Source organism: Actinoallomurus acaciae (assembly GCF_042429965.1).
GTDB lineage: Bacteria > Actinomycetota > Actinomycetes > Streptosporangiales > Streptosporangiaceae > Actinoallomurus > Actinoallomurus acaciae.
Genome location: NZ_JBHLZP010000117.1, coordinates 1 through 18604, shown reverse-complemented (window position 1 = coordinate 18604; position 18604 = coordinate 1). Strand labels below are relative to the sequence as shown.

Annotated in this window: 20 protein-coding genes and 3 riboswitches; of the genes, 17 read left to right on the top strand and 3 right to left on the bottom strand. The window is 71.8% G+C overall.

Features of this window, described 5'->3' with window-relative positions; genetic code table 11:
• The 6 genes from ACFFNX_RS17715 to ACFFNX_RS17690 all read left to right on the top strand — a co-directional run.
• Positions 1-433, top strand: a 433-nt coding sequence (locus ACFFNX_RS17715; protein ID WP_378202821.1) for a copper chaperone PCu(A)C, incomplete at its 5' end; no start/stop codon positions are given.
• A gap of 468 nt (positions 434-901) precedes the next feature.
• The gene (locus ACFFNX_RS17710) at positions 902-2428 is read left to right on the top strand and encodes an ABC transporter substrate-binding protein (RefSeq protein WP_378202818.1); all 1527 of its coding nucleotides are present in this window, start codon (positions 902-904) and stop codon (positions 2426-2428) included.
• A 3-nt stretch (positions 2429-2431) separates the two neighbouring features.
• Positions 2432-3379 carry an ABC transporter permease gene (locus tag ACFFNX_RS17705; RefSeq protein ID WP_378202815.1) on the top strand — a complete coding sequence of 316 codons (948 nt, stop codon included), beginning with the start codon at positions 2432-2434 and terminating at the stop codon, positions 3377-3379.
• Positions 3376-4203: an ABC transporter permease gene (locus tag ACFFNX_RS17700; protein WP_378202812.1), complete on the top strand. Its 828-nt coding sequence runs from the start codon at positions 3376-3378 to the stop codon at positions 4201-4203. The genes ACFFNX_RS17705 and ACFFNX_RS17700 overlap by 4 nt, the downstream gene beginning before the upstream one ends.
• The gene (locus ACFFNX_RS17695; RefSeq protein ID WP_378202809.1) at positions 4200-5702 is read left to right on the top strand and encodes an ABC transporter ATP-binding protein; all 1503 of its coding nucleotides are present in this window, start codon (positions 4200-4202) and stop codon (positions 5700-5702) included. Before ACFFNX_RS17700 ends, ACFFNX_RS17695 begins: the two co-directional genes overlap by 4 nt.
• Positions 5699-6469, top strand: coding sequence for a class I SAM-dependent methyltransferase (locus ACFFNX_RS17690; protein WP_378202806.1), 771 nt, complete (start codon positions 5699-5701; stop codon positions 6467-6469). The genes ACFFNX_RS17695 and ACFFNX_RS17690 overlap by 4 nt, the downstream gene beginning before the upstream one ends.
• Before the next feature lie 20 nt (positions 6470-6489).
• Here the strand turns inward: ACFFNX_RS17690 and crcB (ACFFNX_RS17685) are convergent, their stop codons facing one another.
• The 3 genes from crcB (ACFFNX_RS17685) to crcB (ACFFNX_RS17675) are packed head-to-tail and all read right to left on the bottom strand — an operon-like array spanning position 6490 to position 7762.
• Positions 6490-6852 carry a fluoride efflux transporter CrcB gene (crcB, locus tag ACFFNX_RS17685; protein WP_378202803.1) on the bottom strand — a complete coding sequence of 121 codons (363 nt, stop codon included), beginning with the start codon at positions 6850-6852 and terminating at the stop codon, positions 6490-6492.
• Positions 6849-7202, bottom strand: a complete 354-nt coding sequence (locus ACFFNX_RS17680) for a DUF190 domain-containing protein (RefSeq protein ID WP_378202800.1) — start codon at positions 7200-7202, stop codon at positions 6849-6851. The genes crcB (ACFFNX_RS17685) and ACFFNX_RS17680 overlap by 4 nt, the downstream gene beginning before the upstream one ends.
• A gap of 5 nt (positions 7203-7207) precedes the next feature.
• Positions 7208-7762, bottom strand: a complete 555-nt coding sequence (crcB, locus tag ACFFNX_RS17675; protein WP_378202797.1) for a fluoride efflux transporter CrcB — start codon at positions 7760-7762, stop codon at positions 7208-7210.
• 495 nt (positions 7763-8257) lie between these two features.
• Positions 8258-8332: riboswitch (Fluoride riboswitch) on the top strand.
• Positions 8333-8348: 16 nt separating this feature from the next.
• Here crcB (ACFFNX_RS17675) and ACFFNX_RS17670 point away from each other — a divergent pair.
• The 11 genes from ACFFNX_RS17670 to ACFFNX_RS17620 all read left to right on the top strand — a co-directional run.
• A complete protein-coding gene (locus ACFFNX_RS17670) occupies positions 8349-8765 on the top strand; it encodes a DUF190 domain-containing protein (protein ID WP_378202794.1) in 417 nt (138 codons plus the stop codon).
• Between the two features lie 65 nt (positions 8766-8830).
• A riboswitch (Fluoride riboswitch) is annotated at positions 8831-8894 on the top strand.
• Between the two features lie 81 nt (positions 8895-8975).
• Positions 8976-9938 carry a respiratory chain complex I subunit 1 family protein gene (locus ACFFNX_RS17665; RefSeq protein WP_378202791.1) on the top strand — a complete coding sequence of 321 codons (963 nt, stop codon included), beginning with the start codon at positions 8976-8978 and terminating at the stop codon, positions 9936-9938.
• Positions 9938-10627, top strand: a complete 690-nt coding sequence (locus ACFFNX_RS17660; protein ID WP_378202788.1) for a hypothetical protein — start codon at positions 9938-9940, stop codon at positions 10625-10627. Before ACFFNX_RS17665 ends, ACFFNX_RS17660 begins: the two co-directional genes overlap by 1 nt.
• Before the next feature lie 3 nt (positions 10628-10630).
• Positions 10631-12094 (top strand): proton-conducting transporter transmembrane domain-containing protein, encoded by a 1464-nt coding sequence (locus tag ACFFNX_RS17655; protein WP_378202785.1) that lies wholly within the window; start codon positions 10631-10633, stop codon positions 12092-12094.
• A 3-nt stretch (positions 12095-12097) separates the two neighbouring features.
• Entirely contained in the window at positions 12098-13528 is a 1431-nt protein-coding gene (locus ACFFNX_RS17650; protein ID WP_378202782.1) for a hydrogenase large subunit, read from the top strand.
• The gene (locus ACFFNX_RS17645; protein ID WP_378202779.1) at positions 13529-14275 is read left to right on the top strand and encodes an NADH-quinone oxidoreductase subunit B family protein; all 747 of its coding nucleotides are present in this window, start codon (positions 13529-13531) and stop codon (positions 14273-14275) included.
• 64 nt (positions 14276-14339) lie between these two features.
• Complete coding sequence (locus tag ACFFNX_RS17640; protein ID WP_378202776.1) at positions 14340-16337, top strand: proton-conducting transporter transmembrane domain-containing protein; 1998 nt, start codon at positions 14340-14342, stop codon at positions 16335-16337.
• 12 nt (positions 16338-16349) lie between these two features.
• Positions 16350-16778 (top strand): universal stress protein, encoded by a 429-nt coding sequence (locus ACFFNX_RS17635; RefSeq protein ID WP_378202773.1) that lies wholly within the window; start codon positions 16350-16352, stop codon positions 16776-16778.
• Between the two features lie 136 nt (positions 16779-16914).
• Positions 16915-17382 (top strand): HAD family hydrolase, encoded by a 468-nt coding sequence (locus ACFFNX_RS17630; protein ID WP_378202770.1) that lies wholly within the window; start codon positions 16915-16917, stop codon positions 17380-17382.
• Positions 17383-17698: 316 nt separating this feature from the next.
• A riboswitch (Fluoride riboswitch) is annotated at positions 17699-17760 on the bottom strand.
• Positions 17761-17827: 67 nt separating this feature from the next.
• Positions 17828-18145: a DUF211 domain-containing protein gene (locus ACFFNX_RS17625; RefSeq protein WP_378202767.1), complete on the top strand. Its 318-nt coding sequence runs from the start codon at positions 17828-17830 to the stop codon at positions 18143-18145.
• The coding region (locus tag ACFFNX_RS17620) for a hypothetical protein (protein ID WP_378202764.1) at positions 18142-18604 on the top strand (463 nt) is incomplete at its 3' end. The genes ACFFNX_RS17625 and ACFFNX_RS17620, both read left to right, overlap by 4 nt.

Sequence of the window (18604 nt, the reverse complement as noted above, 5' to 3'; positions counted from 1 at the left end):
CGCGGCCGCCGCCGTCACCCTGGGCGGGCTCGCGCTCTGGGCGGTGAGCGGGCACGCGGGCCGCCCGGCGCGGGTCCACGTGCGGAGCGCCTGGGTGATGACGCCGACGGCGCCGCAGACCGCGGCGTACTTCACCCTCACCAACACCGGAGACGTCACCGACGACCTGCTGGAGGTACGCACGCCGGCCGCGGCCATGGCCATGTTGAGCCGCCAGGTCGAGCGCGCGGGCGCGGAGCGGATGACGATGGGCGGAAGCCTCGCCGTCCCCGCGCACGGCACCGTGCGCATGACCCCGTTCACGGTCAACGTGATGATCCAGCCGCGTACGGCGCTGCCGGCCGGCCGGATCGTCCCGTTCACGCTGGTCTTCCGTCACAGCGGCACGGTGCGCGTGAACGCGGAGGTGGTGCCGCCCGGCAGCCGCGCCTGACCTGCGCCGGCCGTGAGGTCCACCGGTGGCCGAGCCGTCGATGACCATCACGGCACCACGACGGCGCGGCCGGTCTTCGACGCGCCTACCATCGGGAGTACCGCGATGGAGGCCCGGCCACGTGCGGAGGCCGTGGTCGCCGGAACGACGTCACGGCGCGCCTCGCGGGCGCCCGGGCGAAACAGGCCGCGGCGCCCGCCGAGCCGGTGAGCGTGCTGCGAACATCGTCTCTGCCCGGCCCGGTGGGCGCCGCCCACACCGCGGGAGCCCGCGATGCCGATCGAAATCGATCTCCATCACGGGACAACCGCGTTGAGCGCCGGGAATTCCCTCATCGGCCGGTGGCAGCGGCGATGTCACTCGCTACCGAACGTCTCAAGGCCTGCCGACCGTGGATATTTGTTGCGAATAGGTGGCAGTTGCGGCTTAGATGCACATGTCGGCTCATGGTGAAGAGGTGAGGCAGACGTGCCCAGCGGGACCACGCGTCGCGGGTTCTTCGGGATGGCCGGAGCGGCCGTTCTGGTGAGTTCGTGCTCGTCCGGAGGGACGGACTCCGGCACGCCGCGCAAGGGCGGCATGGCGCGGGCCGTGTTCCCCGGCGCCGGGGCCAAGGAGACGATGGACCCGCATGCTCAGCGGCAGTTCGTGGACATCGCCCGGCACAAGGCGGTGTTCGACAAGCTGGTCGATCTCGGGGGAACGCTGCGGCCGGTGCCCCGCCTCGCCCAGCGGTGGGAGACCCGGGACGACGCGACCGTGTGGCGTTTCCACCTGCGGGCCGCCACGTTCCACGACGGGCACGTGCTGGACGCCGACGATGTGCTCTACAGCCTTGCCCGCATCCTCGATCCCAAGGGCATCGACCGCAGAGCGCGGGCGTCGCTGTCGGGCATCGACCTGAAGCGTTCGAGGGCCGTCGGCAAGCAGGTCGTGGAGATCGTGTTGAAGCGGCCGAACGCGGAACTTCCCACGCTGCTGGCCATGACCGGCACCGCGATCGTGCGGCGCGGCTATGACGACCCGTCCAAGCCGGTCGGCACCGGACCGTTCCGATTCGGCTCGTTCGCGGCGGGACGCTCGTTCGCCGCCCGCCGGTTCGACGACCACTGGGACGGCGCCGCGCACCTGGACGAGATCCGCATCCTGTCCGCCGAGACCGAGGCCCGCGCCAACGCCGTGCAGGCGGGGGAGGTGGAGTACGCGCACGAGATGACGCCCACGTTCGCCCGCGTGGTCGAGGCGAACCGCAACGTGCGAATCGTCGCCGCGCCCCGCAGCGGCGCCGAGGGCATCGTGATGAAGACCGACCGGCCGCCGTTCGACGATCCGGACGCCGCGATGGCGATCAAGCTCCTGGCCGACCGCGAACGCCTGGTGGAGGTCATCAACGGTGGCCGGGGCGTCGTGGGCAACGACATGTACGGCAAGGGCTACACCTACTATCCCGGCAACGTGCCGCAGCGTGAGCGGGACGTCGCCGAGGCACGCGCGCTACTGCGCAAGACGGGCGTGCTGAACAAGGAGGTGACCTTCTACACCTCCTCGGCCGCCGACGGCTTCGTCGACGCGGCGCACCTGTTCGCCCGGCAGGCGGGCGAGGCCGGGCTTCGGGTGAAGATCGTCACCGGCCCGCCGGAGAGTTACTACACCGACCAGCTCAAGACGGGTCTGCTGGGCAGTCACCGCTGCGGGGCCATGCCGATCCCCACCTACATCAGCGACCGGCTGCTGACCGACTCGCAGCAGAACGCCACCGCCTGGAGACGCGCGGACTTCGACAAGGAGTTCGCCCAGGCCCAGTCCGTCTCCGACGAGAGGCGGCGCACCGCGCGGTACGGCGTTCTGCAGCAGCGGATCCGCGACCGAGGGGGCCTGCTGATCTGGGGGCATCCCGACTGGCTGAACGCGGTGTCGGCTCGTCTGCGCGGGGTGGAGGCGGCGCCGCCCAACACGGTCGACTGGGCACGGTTCGACAAAGTGTGGCTGGCCTGAACGGTGCTGCGTCACGTCGTACGGCGGGTGTCGCTGGCCGTCGTCCAGCTCTCGCTGCTGGCCGTCCTGGTCTTCCTGCTGACCTCGCTGCTGCCGGGGGACGCCGCCGAGGTCCAGTTCAACGAGCAGGCGGGCCTGGATGAGGTCGCGCACCTGCGCGGGCAACTCGGGCTCGACCGTCCGCCGGCCGAGCGTTTCGCCGACTGGGCCGGCGGGCTGCTGTCCGGCGACCTGGGCACGTCGCTGGTCGGCGGTCAGCCGGTGAGCGAGATCGTCGCGAGCTCGATCACCGCCACGGTGGTGCTGGCGTCCGTCACCGCCGTGCTGCTGGTGCCGCTGGCGATGCTGCTCGGCCTGGTGATGGGGCTGCGCGCGGGAGGGCGCCTGGACCGTACGATCACCGCGGTCACGCTGGCCCTCAACTCGATCCCCGACTTCGTCCTTGCGCTGGCCCTGGTCGCGGTGTTCTCCCTGCGCCTGGGCTGGCTGCCGTCGACCTGGCTGGGCGCGAGAGGCGATGATCTGCCGGCCCGGCCGGTCCTGCTCGTGCTGCCGGTCGTGGTGCTGCTCACGCGTACGGTCTGCGCGCTGTCACGGCAGATACGGGCGGGCACCGTCACCGCACTGGAGGCGGAGTACACCGTCCAGGCGCGGCGGCTGGGCGTTCCGCGCACGCGGCTGGTGCTGCGGCATGTGCTGCCGGGCGCCGCCGTGCCGGGCGTGCAGGAGCTCGCGCGGACCGGCGATCAGCTCCTCGGCGGAGTGCTGGTCGTCGAGGCGATCTTCGCGATCCCCGGCACCGCGACCGCCCTGATCGACGCGGTCCAGAGCCGCGACGTGCCGACCGTCCAGGCGCTGACGCTGCTGCTGGCGGCGGTGGCACTCGCGTTCAACGTCGCCGCCGACCTGGCCTGTCAGCGTCTCGCCCCGCGCTCGGAGGTGCTGCGATGACCGGCCGCCGTCTCTCGCCGGCGGCGCTGCCGGCGGTGATGCTGCTCGCCGTGCCCGTCGTGGCCGCGGTGGCCGGGCCCTTTCTGGCCCCGGCGATCACTCCGCCCGACGGCGCGCCGTACACCATCGGGGGCGGGCACCTGCTCGGTACCGACCGGACGGGCCGTGACGTGCTCGGCCTATTGCTGCGCGGCGGGCCCAGCGCCCTGGGCGTCGCCTGCTGCGCGGTCGCGTTCGCCTGCCTCGCGGGCGGGTTGCTGGGCCTCGCCGCGGCCACGACACGGCACCGCTGGATCGACGAGGCGATGATGCGGCCGGTGGAACTCATCCTCCCCATCCCGTCGCTGCTCATCATCAGCGTGGTCGGGGTGGGCTGGCGGGGCCGTCCGGAGGCGATCGCCTTCGCCGTCGCGGCGATCAACGTGCCCGCGGTGGCCCGGCTGATCCGCGCGGCGGCGCTGGACGCGGCCGGCGGCCCGGTGGCCGAGGCGATGCGGTTTCAGGGCGAGTCCCGGGCCCGGATCCTGCTCGGGCACGTCGGAAGAAGCGTGCTGCCGGTCGCCGCCGCCGACGCCGGCACACGCGTCCCGTACGCCGTCTTCACCGTCGCCGCGGCCAACTTCCTCGGCCTCGGCCTGGACGCCACCTCGCCCGACTGGGGCGTCACCATCGCCGCGAGCCGCGAAGCCCTGCTCATCCAGCCGTGGGCGGTGTGCGCGCCCGCCGCGATGCTCGTCATGTTCACCGTCGGACTCAACCTCCTGGCCGACCGGCTCCTGGGTGCCCGCGAGCGGCCGCGTACGACGAAGGCGGCCGGGCGATGATCGAGGTACGCGGGCTGACGGCACGCGCCGGCGCGTCCGACCTGCTGCGCGGAGTGGACCTCGACGTACGGGCGGGTGGGGTGACCGCTCTCGTCGGGCCGTCCGGCAGCGGCAAGACCACCACCGCGCTCGCCCTGCTCGGCGAGTCGGCACCGGGTGTGGAGCTGAGCGGCACGGTGCGCGTCGCCGGCGTCCGGGTGGTGGACGAGCGCGGCGTCACGCGAGAGGCGGCCGGGCTGCACGGCGGGACGATCGCCTACCTGCCGCAGCATCCCGGCAGCGCGCTCAACCCGGCCCGCCGTACCGGCGCGGTCATCAAGGAGCTGGCGCGGCTGCACGGAAACTCGACCGTCACCGAGGCGGTCCGCAGGGCCCAGCTGCCGGTGGACAGGTCCGTGCTGCGCCGTTTCCCGCACCAGTTCTCCGGGGGACAACGCCAGCGCATCGCCCTCGCACAGGTTCTGGCCTGCGGCCCCAGGGCACTGATCCTGGACGAACCCAGCACCGGCCTGGACACCGTGACCCGACTGGGACTCATCCAGGAACTCACGGCGCTGGCCGACGACGGGATGGCGCTTCTGCTGCTCAGCCACGACCACGACCTGGTCCGCGCCCTGGCCGACCACGTCGCCCTGCTGGACGGCGGCCGGGTCACACGGCAAGGCCCTCCTCAGGACGTGCTCCCCGCCGTCGCCGCCCCGGCGGTCCGTGCCGCGCGGGTGTCCGGGGAGCCGGCGCGCCTGCGTGTACGCGACCTCACCGCCTGGCTGCGCCCGGGAGGACGCGGCACGGTGCTGGACGGCATCTCCCTGTCGCTGTCCCCGGGAGACTGCCTGGCCGTGGCCGGACCCTCTGGCAGCGGCAAGACCACCCTCGCCCGGTGCATCGCCGGCCTCCACGAACGGCGGCGAGGGCACGTCCTCCTGGACGGCACGGCACTGCCACCGCTGCGCCGCCGTGACCGTACGCACAAGCGCCGCGTCCAGTACGTGTGGCAGGAGGTCCGGGGCTCCTTCGACGAACGCCGCCCCGTACTGGATCAGGTCGCCCGCACCGCCGTCAGGCTCCGCGGAACGCTCCCCGCCGAAGCCGCCGCCGAGGCCGCCGCGCTCCTGACCCGGCTGGGCGTCTCCGAGACCACCGCGCGCCGCCGGCCGGCCGCGCTGTCCGGTGGGGAACTCCAGCGTGCCGCGTTCGCCCGGGCCGTCCTCGCACGGCCCGACATCCTGGTCTGCGACGAGATCACCACCGCCCTCGACGACACCGCCACCGACCTCGTACTCACACACGTCGCACGGCTGCGCGCCGAGGGCACGTCCATCCTGTGGATCGGTCACGACCTCACGCTCGTCCGCGCCGTCGCCGGCCGGATCGCCGTCCTCGACGGCGGCCGCGTGGTCGAGCAGGGCGACCTCGGCGACGTGCTCGACGCCCCCGAGTCCGAGACGACCCGCCTGCTGATCCAGGCGGCCCGACCACCGAGAAGGAGCGCGACATGACCGAGACGGCCACCTGGCAGGCATGGCAGGACAGCTGGGACCGCCAGCAGGAGTGGTACATGCCCGACCGCGAGGAACGCTTCCGCGTGATGCTCGACATGGTCGAGGCCCTCGTCGGCCCCGAACCGAACGTCCTCGACCTCGCCTGCGGGACCGGCAGCATCACCGACCGGCTGCTGAGGCGGTTCCCCGCGGCGCGCGTCACCGGCGTCGACATCGACCCCGCCCTGCTCACCATCGCCCGCGGCCACTTCGCCGGCGACGACCGCGTGCGACTGGTTACCGCCGACCTGACCGATCCGCTCTGGACCGGCGCCCTGCCTCACCGGTCGTACGACGCCGTGCTGACGGCCACCGCGCTGCACTGGCTGGACACCGAACCCCTCCGCACGCTGTACGGACACATCGGTGCGGTCCTGCGGGACGGCGGCGTGTTCCTCAACGCCGACCACATGACCGACGAGTCCGCCCCGCGCATCAACGCTGCGGCCGAGGCGCTCCACACGGCCCGCCGGGAACGCGAACAGGAGGCCGGCGCGCTCGACTGGCGCGACTGGTGGACCAAGGTCGCCGCCGACCCCGCACTCGCCGAGCCCGCCCGGCGCCGCTTCGAACTGCTCGGCGACCCCCGCGACCCCGCCAGGCCCAGGGGCGGCCGGCCGACCACCACCCGATGGCACCTGAACACCCTGCGCGAACAGGGGTTCACCGAGGCCCGCCAGGTCTGGTGCTCGCCCGGCGACGCCCTCGTCGCGGCGCTCCGGTAGGAGCCGCCACGCCGGGATGCCTACGCGACCGTGCCGATGGCATAGCCGATGGTGGCGGCGAGTATTCCGAGGACGAGGCTGGCCACGGCGTTGAGGCCGGCCTCGAGGAGGGAGCCGTCCTCCAGGAGGCGGGTGGTCTCGAAACCGAAGGTGCTGAACGTGGTCAGGGCTCCGCAGAATCCGGTGCCGACGAAGGTCACGGCCTCTTTGGGGAGCTGGTGGGACGCTCCGGTCAGCAGTCCGAGAACGAGGCAGCCGATCAGGTTGACCGTCAGGGTGCCCCAGGGGAAGACGCTGGGGCGACGCTGCTGGATCAGCCGGTCGATCAGGTAGCGGCTGGGTGCTCCCACGGCGCCTCCGAGCAGCACCAGGAGGACGGTCATGACTTCTTCTCATCCTTGTCGCGCCCGACGTAGCGGTAGACCTCCACCGGCTCGAGGGTGACGAGGCCCTCGTCGATGAGGTCGTCGAGTTCGAGCAGGAACTCGACGATCTTGTCTTCGGTGTCCACGATCACGATGGCCAGGGGAAGGTCGTCGCTGAGCGAGAGGAGCCGGCTGGTGTGGATGCGGGAGGAGGCGCCATAGCCTTCGATGCCGCGGAACACGCTGGCGCCGGCCAGCCCGTGCGTGTGCGCCCGGCGCACGATCTCGGCGTAGAGGGGCTTGTGGTGGTACTGGTCGGCCTCGCCAATGAAGATCGTTATCCGGCAGGCGGCGCCGTGCAGTCTCATGGTCGTCATTTCCCCTGTTCGCGGCGTACGGGCAGACCGCCGATGAGGCGGGCGAGGGTGATTCCCAGCCAGACGGCGACCAGGCCGCCGACCAGGCTGTTGAGCACGTAGGCGTCGGCGAGGATCCAGGAACCGTGGCCGGCGAGATCGCGCGTCTCGACGGCGAAGGTCGAGAAGGTGGTGTATCCGCCGAGGAACCCGACGCCCAGGAACGGGCGTACGTACCGGGTCGGTGGCCAGATGTCGAGGACGAAGACCATGAGCAGCCCGAGGGCGAAGCAGCCGGTGAGGTTGATGAGGAACGTGGCCCAGGGGAAGTGGCCGGGTCCGACCGGGATGGCGGTGGAGACTCCGTAGCGGGCGATGCTGCCGAGCGCTCCGCCGACGGAGATCGTCGTGAGGACCCTCCACTGCCGGTGGCGTCGTGGAGACCGAGGGGGGAAGGGGCCGCGCTCGGGATGGTCGGCCTCGTCGTGCAGGTCGACGTCGGGATCGATCGGGAGGTCCGGTGGTTCGCCGGGGCGCCGGTCGATCGAGTCGTCGGTGGAGCGTGAGGTCAAGGTGTCCTTCCGGTGGTCGGTCGTACGGGAGGGGCGGGCCCGGACGCGATCCATCGGGCGGGGGAGCGGGGCTCCGCCGCGGCAAGGGTGATGACGTCGGGCCGCTGCGGCTGTCCGGCGAAGGTCCGAGCGGAACCGCCGGCACGGTCAGGGGCCTAACGCCGGTTCCACCGGCCGGTTCCGGCGGGCGTACGGCGCGGCCGCCGGCGTCAGGGCCGGCCGCCGGGGAGCGGCGGTGACGGGCGCGCGGTGAGAGCCCCGTCGAGCGCGAGGCCCCGCGGTCAGGAGGATTGACGCGATATTACGCGACGATGACACGGCACCTCCCTGACTTGACGCCAGGGACCGTCAGCGGCCGATGCCGCGGTTCGTTAGGTGAGCCCCATCACCTTTGTGTCCGGCCCATTCTGCCCCATCGTTCACACGTCGCAAATGATCTCTCGCGGTTTGTCGTGAAAGGTGGCGTGCTTGACCATTCGTGCGGCCACTTGCTTCACTGGTGGCGGCGATGGATCCCGCCCGGGCAGCGCGCTCGAACCGCTCATCCGAGCTGACGGTTCCTGACGGCAGGTCAGGGCGTGATCGCATGAGAGTGGATTGCCCGGCGCTACGACTGACGATCCTCGTCGGTGAGACCGACCAGTGGCACGGTCGGCCGGTTCATGTCCAGATCGTGCATCGTGCGCGTGAGGCGGGGCTGGCCGGTGCCAGCGTCCTTCGTGGCGTGGGGGGCTACGGAGCGTCGAGTCACATCCACTCCGGCCATCTGCTGGGCCGGGGGATCGAGCTTCCGATCGCCATCGTCATCGTGGACCGTGAGGACGCCATCCGCGCGTTCCTGCCGCAGCTGGACCAGCTGATGGGCGACGGCCTGGTGATCCTCGATGACGTCCAGGCTCACCGGCATGTGCGCGTGGACCCGGACGGCCTGCTTCCTCAGCACCGGCTGTCCGACCGGCTGCACTGGCCGCGGCGCGCGTCACGAAACGGTGAGAGCCGGTGACCGGAGGCCGCCGTGACCGGCGGTTCCTGAGCGCCCCTTGTTCCCAGAGTGACTGCCGCTCACAATAGAAGTACGGCGATGAGGCTCGCCGTAACTGCGGATGCTCCCGCTGATGGCCTCTACCACCTGTCCGGTTCGTACCGGTGGATGGAGGGGAGGCCGTGTGGAGGTCTCGAAACGAACGCCCGGCGGTGAGTTCGGGGTCGTGCCATGAGCGCGGCCCTGCCCGTCCCGGTCATCCAGGCGCTGCAGGTCCTCACCATCGCGGCGGCGGCTCCCGGAGTGTCCGGCGTCATCGCGAAGGTCGAGTCCCGCCTGCAGGGACGGCGCGGCCCGCGCGTCCTTCAGCCGTACTACGACCTGGCGAAACTGTTCCGTAAGGAGTCGCTGGCACCCGAAGGGGCGAGCGGGTTCTTCCTGCTGGCGCCGCTGCTCGCCATGATGTGCTACCTGACGGTGCCGCTGCTGATCCCGGTGCTGACCAGCTACGGCCTGCCGCTCGGATACATGGGCGACATTCTGGGCGGTGGGTTCATCCTGGCGCTGGCCAGCTTCGTGGTCGCGGTGGCCGCCCTGGAGACCGGCAGCCCGTACGCGCAGCTCGGCTCCAGCCGGGCCAAGACGTTCGGCGCGATCACCGAGCCCGTCGTGCTGTTCGTGATCTTCGCGGTGGCGCTGGTCACGGGCACCGACCTGCCGTACGCGCTGGCGGCCACGGTGCGGTCCTCGGCCGGGCAGATCGTGCGGCCCGCGCACCTGCTCGCCGCGGCCGCCCTGTTCATGGTGATCCTGTACGAGACCGGGCGGATCCCGGTCGAGACCCACACCGGCACGAACGAGTTCGGCATGATCGAAGAAGCTCGCCCGTTCGAGCACTCCGGCCCCTACTTCGCCCTCCTGAAGTGGGGATCGGCGATGAAACAGCTGATCCTCTACACGATCCTGGCGAACGTCTTCCTCGCACCGTGGGGCCTGGCCTCGACCACCCGCGCCGTGGACGTGGGGCTGGCGATCGTGGCGCTGCTGGCGAAGGCGATCGCGCTCGGCTGCGTCGTGGCCGTCATCGACGACTCGTTCGCGAAGCTGCGCCTGTTCAAGATCACCGAGTTCGTGTCGGCGGCGTTCCTGCTCGCGGTTCTCGGCGTGTTCACCCTGTATCTGGGAGGCGGCTGATGAGCACGACTCTGGCCCTGACCGCACCTCCGGCACCGGGCGTCTTCGAAGGCGGCTCGAACGTCATCGCCGTGCTGGTACTGCTGATCGAGTTCGGCATGTTCCGCCAGGCCCTGCTGCGCGACCAGCTCCGGCTGTACGCGGCGCAGTCCGCGGTGATCTCGGTGCTGGCGGTCGTGGTCGCCGCCGCCCGTTCGCTGCCCGAGCTGTACGCACTCGCGGTGCTGTCGGCCGCGCTGAAAGTCGTGATCGTCCCCGTGGTGGTCCGCCGGCTGCTGCGCGGCGACGACGTGGAGATCGCGGGCAGCGGCGCGCTGGGCCCGGCGACCACGGTGCTGCTGGCGATCGTCGTGGCCGCGTTCGGGTTCTTCACCATGGGCGCGCTGGACATCCGCAGCCCGGTACTGCCGACCACGGCGCTGGCACTGTCGATCTCGGTGGTGCTCGTGTCGTTCGTGCTGATGATCGTGCGGCGCGATGTCGCGTCCCAGGCGATCGGGTTCTTCTCGCTGGAGAACGGCGTGTCGCTGGCGAGCCTGGTGGTCGCGGCCGGGATGCCGCTGATCCTGGAGGTCGCCTTCCTGTTCGACCTGCTGGTCGCCGTCGTGGTGTTCGCCGTGCTGATGCGCGTCCACCACGGCCGCGCCGAGTCCCTGTCCACGACCGGGCTGACGAGACTGCGGGGGTAGGGCATGACGGTTGTCGTGATTTTCCTGCTGGCCGCGCCCCTGCTGGTGGCGCTGGCGGCGTTGCGTGCGCCCGCGCGTGTGAGTCAGGTGCTCACGGTCGCGGTGGGGGTCCTGGCCTTCGCGGGTGTGCTGTTCCTGGTGCCGGCGGCGGCACGGCATGACGCGACGGTGTGGCGATACCTGCGGGTGGACGCCATCTCGGTGGTGTTCCTGCTGGCCACGAGCTTCCTGTACGCGGTCGTCGGCGCCTACTCGATCGGCTATCTGCGGGCGGACGAGGACGCCGAGGACTTCGGCGCCTACGCCCGGCGGTTCTACGTGGGCGTCAACCTGTTCGCCTGGTCGATGCTCGCGGCGCCGCTGATGAGCAGTCTGGCGTTGCTGTGGATCGCGATCGAGGTGACGACGGTGATCTCGGCGCTGCTGGTCGCCATCGAGGACACCGACGGGGCGGTCGAGGCGGCCTGGAAGTACGTGCTGATCGCCTCGGCCGGTCTGGGCATCGCGTTGCTGGCGACGATCTTCGCCTACTACGCGGGCGCGCAGGTCCTCGGGCAGTCCTACGACCTGACGTTCGCCTCTCTGGCCGGCGCGGGCTCACGGCTGCCGCACACGGCGGTGCAGCTGGCGTTCGTGCTGGCCGTCGTCGGCTACGGCACCAAGGTCGGGCTGTTCCCGGTGCACACGTGGCTGCCGGACGCGCACGCCGAGGCGCCCACGCCGGTCTCCGCACTGTTGTCCGGGTCGCTGCTGGCGGTCAGTTTCTATGCGATCCTGCGCTTCTACCAGGTCGCCGTCGCCACGCTGGGCCCGCGGTTCCCGCAGACGGTGCTGCTGGTCTTCGGCGTCGCCTCACTGCTGCTCGCCGCGCTGTACCTGCTGGACCAGCGCGACATCAAGCGGCTGCTCGCCTACTCCAGCGTCGAGCACATGGGCATCCTGGCGATCGGGGTGAGCTTCGGCGCACCGCTCGCGTTCGCCGGGGTGCTGCTGCACGTGCTGGCCCACGCCGCCGCGAAGGCGAACGCGTTCATGGGCGCGGGCGTTCTGGTCCGCAAGTACGGCACCAAGACGATCTCCAAGATCGGTGGTGGCCTCGACGCGCTGCCCTGGACCGGGCCGCTGCTGCTCATGGGCATCTTCGCGCTGTGCGCGATGCCGCCGTTCGGGATCTTCCGCAGCGAGTTCCAGATCGTCGCCGGCGGGCTCGGTTCGTCCCGGAACACCGGGACCGCGATCCTCGTGGTCCTGGTCACGGTCGCCTTCCTCGGCCTGTCGGTGGCGGCCAACCGGATCCTGTTCACACCCTCCGGCGACGGCGCCGTCGTACGCGGGGAGCCGAGCGCCTGGATGGTCGCACCCATGGTGGTCGGGATCGGCGCGCTGTTGCTGCTCGGTGTTCATCCGCCGGGCGACCTGGCCGACCTGCTGACACGCGGAGTCGCCGAGTTGCGGGGGGTGGGCTGAGCCATGTGGGAGAAGGTGCTGGCGAAGATCGCCGCGGGGGAGCGGTTCGCCGGGCTGCACGGTACGGCGCATGCGGACGGGCTGGTCCTCACCGCGCACGTGGTCACCGACGACGACGTGGAGATGATCGACGCCGACGCGGGCACGCCGCCGGACGCCTACCCCGCGTTGACCCCGGCGCTGCGGGCGGCGTTCTGGTACGAGCGGGAGATCCACGACCTGTTCGGCGTCGTTCCCGAGGGCCATCCGTGGCTCGATCCGCTGCTGCTGCCCGGTGCGCTGCTGCCCCGGCCCGGTGACGGGACGATGCCGGCCGGGAGCGATCCGGACGAGCACGCCGTCCCCCGCCATGTGACGGGGCCGGGGTTGTTCACGATCCCGCACGGGCCGGTGCGCTCGGGAGTGTTCGAGTCGGTCGAGTACCTCGTCGAGACCCCGGGCGAGGACATTCCGCACCTGTCGGTACGTCCGTTCTACAAGCACCGGGGCATCGAGAAGCGGTTCGAGGGCATGCCGGCCGGCGACGGCGTGCTCCTCGCCGAGCGGGTCGAGGGCGTCGCCTCGGTCGCGCACGCACTGGCGTACTGCCACGCGATCGAGCGGCTCACCGGATGCACCCCGCCGTGGCCCGCCCGGCTGGTGCGTGTCCTGCACGCCGAACTCGAACGCGTCGCCAACCACCTCGACGTCGCCGTCAAGCTCTGCGACGCCGCGGGCCTGGCGGTCGCGACCGCCCGCTTCGCCTGGCACAAGGAACGCGTGCTCCGCCTGGTCGGACGGCTGTGCGGCAGCCGGTTCGGCCGCGGCGTGGTGATCCCCGGCGGTGTCGGCCGGCTGCCGGACGGCACCGGCCTGCTCGCCGAGGTCGGCACCCTGGAAAAGGACGTCGCCCGGGACGCCCGGCTGCTCATGGACACCTCCTCGTTCCTCGACCGGCTGCGCGGCACCGGCCCGCTCACCCCGGAGCGAGCACGCGAGCACGGCGCGCTCGGCCCGGTCGGCAAGGCGTCGGGCCTGATCGACGACGCGCGGGCCAACCGCCCGTACGACGCCTACGAGGCACTCGGCATGGGCCCGGCGGCCCGGCACGACCACGGTGACGCCCTGGCCCGCCTCCAGGTCCGCTGGGAGGAGATCACCGAGTCCTTCCGCCTGCTGCGCCAGGTCATCGACGAGCTCTCCGACGCCCGCGGACCCGCGAGCGTCCCGGTGCCCGAGATCGACGGCCGCGCGGTCGGCTGGGCCGAGGCGCCCCAGGGCGAGGTGCTGTACGAGGTGTGCCTCGCGGGCGGCGTGATCACCCGCTGCCGGCCGCGCTCGGCGTCCTTCCACAACCTGGCGCTCTTCCACGACGTGTTCGCCGGCGACATCCTCACCGACTTCCCGTTCATCGAGGCGAGCTTCGGCCTTTCCATCGCGGGGGTGGCACGCTAAATGTGGATCTTCCGTGGGCTGCGCGACGGCGTCGTCACCACCCGGTGGCCGCGCCGCCCCGACACCTACTTCGACGCCTGGCGGGGACCGGCCACCGTCATCGGCGACGCGACCGGCGCGGCCGAGACGCCCTGCCCGACCTCGGCCATCCGCCGAGGGCCCGGAGGGGTCACGCTCGACCAGGGACGGTGCATCCAGTGCGGCCGGTGCGTCGAGGCCGCACCGGAGACCTTCACCTGGTCGCGCGGCTCGGACGTCGCCACGCTCACTCGTGAGGCCCTGACCGTTCCCGCCGAGACGGACGAGAACCTCGCGAAGGTCCGGGAGGATCTCGCACGCCGCACCCGCGCGCTGGGCCGGTCGGTTCACATCCGGCACGTCGACGCCGGGTCCGACGGCGCCGAGGAATGGGAGATCCTCGCGCTGCTGAACCCGGTCTATGACGTGCACCGGCTGGGAGTCTTCTTCACCGCCAGCCCCCGCCACGCCGACATCCTGCTGGTCACCGGCGCCGGGGCCCGCGGGATGACCGCGCCGCTCCGCCGCACCTTCGAAGGGACGCCGGACCCGAAGGTCGTCATCGCCGCCGGCACCGACGCCATCAGCGGCGGCATCGTCGGCCCCTCGTACGCGACCTCCTCCGGGATCGGCGAGACGGTCCCGGTCGACGTGTGGGTACCCGGCTCACCGCCCAGTCCCTTCGCGCTGCTGCACGCGATCCTGCTGGCGATCGGAGGAGTCTCATGACCGAGCGAAGCGAGGGAGCCGAAGGTACGTGCCGGTGGTCACTCCCTCCGACGGAGGAGGACTCATGACCCTTCTCTTCCTGGCCGGCCTGCTCCTCCTGGCCGTCGTCGCGGTCACCGACATCGTCTCGGGGCCGCGCCACCGGCTCCTCTCGCCGGCCGGATATCTCGTCGGCGCCGTCGCGTCGGCCTGCCTGCTCATCGCCGGGGCGGCGGCCTTGGCCGGGCGTACATTCACGATCGACCTGGACGGGGCGCTGGGCTTCGGCTCGAGCTCCCTGACCGCCGACCGTCTTTCCGGGCTGTTCCTGGTGATCGCCTTCGGCGCGGCCACGCCCGTGTCCCTGGCCCTGGCGAGCTGGTCGGCGCGGCCCGGCCGGGTGCGTCGGCGCGGGCTCGGCGCCGCGTACGCGCTCACCCTCGGCTCCGTCGCCGTGGTCATGACCGCGCACAACGCGTTCGTGCTGCTGTTCGCCTGGGAGACGCTCACGGTCGCGTTCTCCCTGCTCGCCGGCTTCGAACGGGACAAGCCCGGACGGCCACGGGCCGGGCTGGTCACCTTGGTGTTCGGCAAGATCAGCGGCGTCCTGCTGCTGTTCGGCCTGCTGCTGCTCGCCGGCAGCGCCGGATCGTTCTCCCTGGACGCCTTCGCGAGGGTGCCGGATGGCGCGTCGCGCTCTGCGGCCTACGCGCTCCTCGTGCTCGGGTTCGCGGCGAAGGCCGGTGTGGTGCCCCTTCAGGTGTGGATGCCACGTGGGTACGCCGCCGCGCCCGGACCACTCCGGGCGATCATGGCCGGGGTGGCCGTCAACGTCGGCTTCTACGGACTGTGGCGCACGCTCGCGTTGCTCGGACGGCCGCCGGCCTGGCTGGCCGGTGCCGTGCTGATCCTGGCCGCGCTGACCGCCGTGCTCGGCATCGCGCACGCGGCCGTGCAGACGAACCTGCAGCGTGTCATCGCCTACTCCAGCATCGAGAACACCGGTCTCATCCTCACCGGGTATGGCATCGCCCTGGTCGGCGCGTCCACCCACCTGCCCGGGCTGGTGGCCGTGGGCCTGCTCGCGGGCACGCTGCAGATCGTCGCGCACACGGCCGCCAAGTCGCTGCTGTTCACCGCCGGCGCCGGAATCGAGGCGGCCACCGGAACCAGCGACCTCGACGAGCTCCGCGGCGCCGGCCGGCGGGTGCCGTGGAGCGGCGCCGGATTCGCCATCGGCGCGTTCACCCTCGCGGGGCTACCGCCGACCGCGGGGTTCGTGTCGGAGTGGTTCCTGCTGGAAGCCCTCATGCAGCAGTTCCGCGTGCACCATCTGCCCTTCCAGCTCGTCCTCGCGGTGAGCGGGGCGGCGGTCGCCCTGACGGTCGGGTTCGCCGCGATCACCTTCGTCCGGCTGGTCGGCCTCGTCGTGCTCGGCGCCGGGCCGGACGGCGACCGGGCCGACGACGGCCTGCCCGGCCGCGCGGGCATCGCCGTCCTTTCGCTGGGATGTCTGGGCGTGGCGGCCGTGACGCCGCTGGAGGTCCGGGCCATCGCGGCGGGACTGGCCAGTCCGGTCGCCGAGGGCGCGCTGAAATCACCGTGGGTGCTGCAACCGGTGTTCGCCGACTTCTCGATCCTGTCGCCCTCGTGGCTGTGGATCGCGATGCCCGCCCTGCTCCTGGCGATCACGCTGTTCGGCCTGCTGGTCTCCGGCTCCCGGCTGCTGCGCGTGCGCCGCGTGCCCGCATGGCGTTCGGCGACCGCCGGTGTCGAGGGCGCCGACCAGTACACCGCCTTCGCCTACGCCAACCCGACGCGCCGGGTGCTGGCCAACGTTCTGCTGACCCGTACGGAGCTGCGGCAGCTGGAGCGGCCGGGAGGGCAGGGCGCCGCTCACCTCGGCTACCGATCCGATGTGGTCGAGCCGGTGGAGGAGTACGTCTACCGGCCGCTGGTCCGGCCCGTCCTCGCCGTCGTCCGGTTCGGCAAGCGACTCCAGTCGGGCCGGCTGGACGCCTATGTCGCCTACATGCTCATCGCGCTCATCGCCGTTCTCGCGGTGGTCGGCGCACTCGCGTGAAGGGAGCCTGTCGTGGAGCACCGGACGTTCCGCCGCATCCTCGTGGGCTGGGACGGATCACCGAGCGCGGAGACCGCGCTGTGCGCCGCCGCGGACCTCGCGGCCGGCCCAGGCGGTCATGTCGTCGCCCTGGCGGTCCTGGCCACGCCTCGGCACACCGAGGCTGACGAGGAGGGCGCCCAGCAGCTCACCACCCATCGACGGCACGTCGAGGAACGCTTCGAGCGGCTGCTGGGGCGGCTCACGGTCTCCGGAGACACACGTCTGACGCTGCAACTGACCGAAGGGCGCCGCATCGCCGACGCGCTCGCGCACTACGCGGCCGACCACGGCTTCGATCTGATCGTCGTGGGCCGGCAAGGGGGCGGAGGCACCCTCCATCCGAGCCAGGTCCCCCGGGAGCTCGCCCAGATCACCCCCGTCTCTCTCCTGATTGTCTGAGGTGGTGTTCGCATGCGTGCGGCAGATCGGCCCGGATCCGGCGTGGCTCCTGCCATGACGACGACCGGTTCCGGCACATGAGGATGTCCAGGGGCACCGCCGCCTCCCGCCCGGCCAGGCCATAGGGTTACGGACCGTGACCATCACCGTCGCCGTGCCGGGCCGGCCGCCGCTGTCGCTCGAACACCTCATCGCCGACGTCAACGGCACGCTCACCGACCGCGGTCGCCTCATCGAGGGTGTCGCCGAGCGGATCGCCCGGCTCCGTGAGCGCGTCCAGGTGCACCTGCTGACCGCCGACACGTACGGGACACTGCCGGACATCGCCGCCGAGCTCGGTGGCGTGACCGCACGGCGGGTCACGACCGGGGCCGAGAAGGCCGCCGTCGCCCGAGAGCTGAACGCCGCCTCGTGCGCGGCGATCGGGAACGGCGCGAACGACGAGCAGGTGCTGCGTGCCGTGCCCCTGGGCATCGTCGTCATCGGCCCGGAAGGGGCGTCACCGCGTGCGATGGCCGCCGCCGACGTGGCCTGTGCCACGGTCATCGACGCCCTCGACCTGCTGTTCGACCCTCGGGCCCTCGCCGCGACGCTCCGTCCGTAGACCGTCGCAGCCGCGGCAGCAGTCTCAGCAGCACATCCTCGGCGACCGCGCGACGCGGAACATCGACCCACAACCGGACGCGATCCTCGTCATGACCCGCCAGGGCTCGGGCCGCCGGGCCGCTCGCCGCGAGGCAGGCGGCGACGCCCGCACCGCGCAACGCCTCCAGCACCGCGTACCCGTGGCACCGATCCAGATCCAGTAGCGGAACCCAGGCCGACGCGGGCAACCCGTTGCTCCACGCACCGAACGGCATGTCGACCGGCTCCCGCCGGGACGCCGACGAGAAAATGCCCACCGACCTCACCTCCGACAGCACCGGATAGAGGCCATCAGCCGGGACGGCGGTTGGCGGCGAGCCTCATCGCCACTTCCACTGTCACGCCGCGAGAGCCCGCGCGCAAGTGCTCGCCGACGCCATGGCGGGTTGCGGGGCTCGAGGGCCATGAGCACCGTAGACTCCCCGCTCGGGGGAATCGTGAACGTACGCAGGCTGGTCATGGACGTGGACAAGGCCGTCCATCGCCCGGACATTCTGGAGATCGCGGCGGCGATCGAGGCCGTGGCCGGGGTGGAGGCGGTGAACATCACCGTCACCGAGATCGACATCGAGACCGTCGGGATGGAGGTCACGGTGGAGGGCGAGGGCATCGACACCGCTCGTGTGGTGACGGCGATCGAGCAGACCGGCGCGGTGATGCACAGCATCGACCAGGTGGTGTCCGGCGCCCGGATCATCGAAGCCGTGCCACGCTCGCGATGAGGCGCCGGCGACCGCGCAGCGGGGTCATGTTGCCGCTCGCCCTCGGGCTGTCGGACGGCCTTCTCAACGCCTTGGTCCTGGCCGGTGGGACATTGCTGCAACGCAAGGGCGGCCTCGACGTCCTGCTCGGCGTTCGGGTCGGTCTGGCCGCGCTGGTCACGGCCGCATTCGCGATCTACGCCGCGACGTACGCCGATCTGCGGGCGCAGCTCGCCCGCGCCTCCCGGCAGCTCAACCTCGCCCGGCGCGGGTATCTGGCGACGACCAGGCTCGGGCGGGCGGTGGCCCGGGAGGCCCTGTGGGCCATGGCGATCGCGAGCCTGGCGAGCTTTCTCGGCGCGTTCGCCCCGCTGGCGGTCGGCGCGTTGCTTCCGGGACCGGCGTGGATGCCGGTCGCGGCGGCGTACGGCGCGGTGGCGCTGCTGGCGACGGTCCTGGGCGCGGTGGTGGGCGGGAACC